Raw genomic sequence first — 3387 nt, 5'->3', positions numbered from 1 at the left:
GCCTCGGCCTGGCCCTGGTCGCCGGCCTCACAGCACGGCTCGGCGGCCAGGCCGAGGCCGGGACAGCGCCTGAAGGCGGGGCGGCGTTCACCATCCGGCTACCCACCGCCGGCTGACCGGCCGCCGCACACCCCGCACTTTCCCGCCCCTGGGCTTCCTGTCCCATGCCTGCGCCGGTTCGGTACCTGAGCTTGGGAGGTCGGCCGGAAGTCAGCCGGCCAGTACGAACATCCGGACCGCTGAACGGGTCTGTCCGTCGACGTCGGCAACGATTCTGACCGTGTCACCGACCTTCACATCAGAGATCTTCGCTCTGTCCTTGTCGCGGCGCACGATGGTCTCGTCCGTGACCGAGTAGGAGACTCTATACCCATCGTCACTACGAACGGTAAGTGACGAATCAGATACAGCTGTTACCGTCCCGCGCTGGGCACCGATCGTCCTGTAGCCGCCGTCGGTCCGCGCGACGAACTCACCATGGATGCCCCTGCGGGCCAGCCAGGCACGGCGTGGATGGCCCGGTGACGCATCAGTTGCGGAAGCAACCGCATCGGCTGCCACGCTCAGGGACGGCGTGGCAGGACCTCCCGAGTCGGCCAGTGCCGCGGTGGCCAAGCCACCGGCCACAACGACCATGGCGCCGACCACCGCGGCCACTCTGGTTGCCGTTGACCTTCTCATACCCTCACCTCCGCTGACCGCGGCCACCATGGTCCGCGTCACCAACCACACTGCGGATCAGCGGTATGCATACGACGAGAGAAACGTCAGGATCGTGTAAGAACGTGCATCCGCAAGGCCACCGACGTCGACCGGGCCCGGCGGGACTGCCGGCAGGATCGGCGCTGAGGACAGGAGCGTTCGACCGGCGAACGGTGTCCGGGTGGATCGTCGCCAGGCTGCGGAGGAAGGCTGCCGAGGAAGGTCGGATCGGCTCCGGGGAGGCCCAAATCGCAATAAGCCCGATGCTAATACGGGATGATCAGAACGAAGTCACGATGAACAGGTGTCCTCTCGGAGCCAGCGGCCGCGCCGACCGAACCCTCCACTCCGATGACCTCGGACAACGCGACTCCGGACAACGCGACTGCGGCACCGGACAGCCCTGCGGACAACAACGTCCGGCAGGAGGCCCGGCAGCGGGAGCTCGGTAAGTTCCTCCAGGCCCACCGCGAGCGCGTGCCAGGTCTGCTGCGAGAAAAGGTGGCGGAGTCCTCCGGCCTGCAGCTCGTCTGGTACACCTGGCTCGAGCAGGGGCGGGTCCAGGCGTCCGAAGAGGTCGTCGAAGCGGTCGCGCGGACGCTGCGGCTGGATGCCGACGCCCGGCGACATGCCCTGGCGCTTGTTGGTCTGCCTGTGGAGATGCCACCGCCACCGCAGCGGCGCCACATCGTCACACGTCTGCTTCAACCCGTTCTGGAAAGCTGGCCGACGAGCCCGGCGCTGCTGCTGGACCGCAGGTTCGACATCATCGGGTGGAACGACGCCTACGCGGCGTTGTGGACGGACCCCGGCCTGGTCGACGAACGACGCCGCAATCTCATATACCTGCTGATTACCAGCCGTCTGCTCAGGAGCACCCTGCACGAGTGGGAGACGGTGACGAAGGATCTGCTCGCGCAGTTCCGCAGCCAGGTCGGCAACGATCGCCACGACGAGCGCACCCGGGAGATATTCGCACTGCTCGAAGTGGAACGGGCCGAACTGAGGCCATGGTGGGAAAGCCGGTCGGCGCACGGGTTCGCCACCCGGACGGTGACTGTCGACACCGCCACCGTCGGCGAGATCCGGCTGGTCCTGTCCCTGTTCCGCCCGATGGACGACCCGGACTCCGGCATCCTGCTGCAGACCCCGGTCGGCCATGCCGACCGGACACGGCTCCGGCAACTCACCGAGCTACCGGCCCGATGGGTCGGCAACGATCGAACGCGAGGCTTTTACGACCGATGACGACCGATGACAACCGATGACAACCGATAGCCCCTTGGGCCCGAGCCCAAGGGGCCGGCCGTCAGACCCGCGGGTCGGCAAGATCCTGCCGACGGATCACGGACCGAGGAGCTGACGGATGGTCGATCATCAGTACAGCCAACGGCGGTGACGCTTCCGGGACGCCTCGGGCCAGAAGTCGATGAAGTCCCGTTCCGCCGTGCGTGCCCGGTATTCCTCCAGGCCCAGCAGGAGCCCGATGGTGAACGCGGTCGCTTCGCCCGCGTCCGCGGCCGACGTCCCCCACTGCCGGAGCAGCTCCTGCGCAACCGTGGCGTCCTGGTGGGTGCCGAGCAGCTCCTGGATCTGCTCGGCCAGCCTGGCGAACGCCACCGCGTCGGGTCCGAAGACCGGTCCGGCCGTCTCGGCCGCGTACCGCAGCCGCTTCGCCTGCTTGCGGGCGCTGTGCAGCTGGACGTCGCGTTCGTGGCCGGGCGGGGTGGCCAGAGCCGCGTTGACCTTGCGGGTCAGCCGGCTGTCGACACGTCCGATCAACCTCGGCAGGACGACCCTGGCGGGCTGTGCCGCAGGTTCTTTCAGCTCCGTCGCAGGCTCCTGCAACAGCCCGCGGACCAGGTCCTTCAGGTCTGCGACAAGTGTCAGGTAACGCTCGCTGCGCAGCATCGCCAGCGCCTCGGTGCGCGCCTGCTCCTGCCCGACGAGCAGCTGGCTGTCGATCACTTCGGCGACCGGACCGCGCACCAGTTCGGCCGGCAGCGAGGCCACCCGCCCGTCGAAGTACTCGACCATCACCTCGGCATCGCGGGCGGCGGACAACGCGCCGGCCAGGTCACGCAGCTCCCCGTCCAGGTAGGCCGCGCGCTCGGCGTCGAACATGGGCGCGAACGTACGCAGCGTGCTACGGAACCGGCGGGTGGCCACCCGCATCTTGTGGACGGCGTCCGGGACGTCGAGGCGGACATGCGGGTCGGCGGCGAGCAGCGCCTCCACCTGGGCGGCCAGATAGGCACCGACCACCTCGCCCGCCGGGGAGCGCAGCCGCAGTTTCCCGGACGAGGGCAGCACGTCGGATCGTCGCTGCTGCGCCAGCGCTGGGCCGAGGACGCGTGACAGCTTCGAGCTGTCCGGGGACGCCGACGCACCCGCGGCGGTGAGAATCGTGCCGACATCGTCCAGCAAGCTGACATCACCGGCGCCGACACGTTCGACCTCGATCTCGCGCCACTGATTGCGCTCGCGGTCCTCACGCTTCCTGCCCCTGTGGGCCGCCGGCCCCAGGGTCTGGGCGCTGACCTGGTCATCGACCACCTCGGCGAGATCGGCGCCAGCGGCATCCCGGAGCCAGACGGCCGTACGGGTCGTGACCAGACGTGCCACCGGTCGAAGCCGCACGCCGCGCAGATGGACGCGTACCAGATCAACAAGATCGTCCGGTGG

General features: G+C 68.6%; 3 protein-coding genes. 1 reads left to right on the top strand and 2 read right to left on the bottom strand.

Annotation, left to right across the window (positions count from 1 at the left end):
• Positions 1–210 precede the first annotated feature (210 nt).
• Complete coding sequence (locus DD1DGNOD_RS03050; RefSeq protein ID WP_131765135.1) at positions 211–681, bottom strand: DUF5666 domain-containing protein; 471 nt, start codon at positions 679–681, stop codon at positions 211–213.
• 372 nt (positions 682–1053) lie between these two features.
• On the opposite strand from DD1DGNOD_RS03050, the gene DD1DGNOD_RS03045 reads away from it, so the two are divergent.
• On the top strand, positions 1054–1950 hold the full coding sequence (locus tag DD1DGNOD_RS03045; RefSeq protein ID WP_131765134.1) for a helix-turn-helix transcriptional regulator: 897 nt from the start codon (positions 1054–1056) through the stop codon (positions 1948–1950).
• A 129-nt stretch (positions 1951–2079) separates the two neighbouring features.
• Here DD1DGNOD_RS03045 and DD1DGNOD_RS03040 read toward each other — a convergent pair.
• Positions 2080–3387: CHAD domain-containing protein (locus tag DD1DGNOD_RS03040; protein WP_131769397.1), on the bottom strand; the 1308-nt coding region annotated here is incomplete at its 5' end.

This window comes from Candidatus Protofrankia californiensis, from assembly GCF_900634765.1.
GTDB lineage: Bacteria > Actinomycetota > Actinomycetes > Frankiales > Frankiaceae > Protofrankia > Protofrankia californiensis.
Note: the sequence above shows the minus strand (reverse complement) of the source record. Positions and strands in the feature narration are given on the sequence as shown.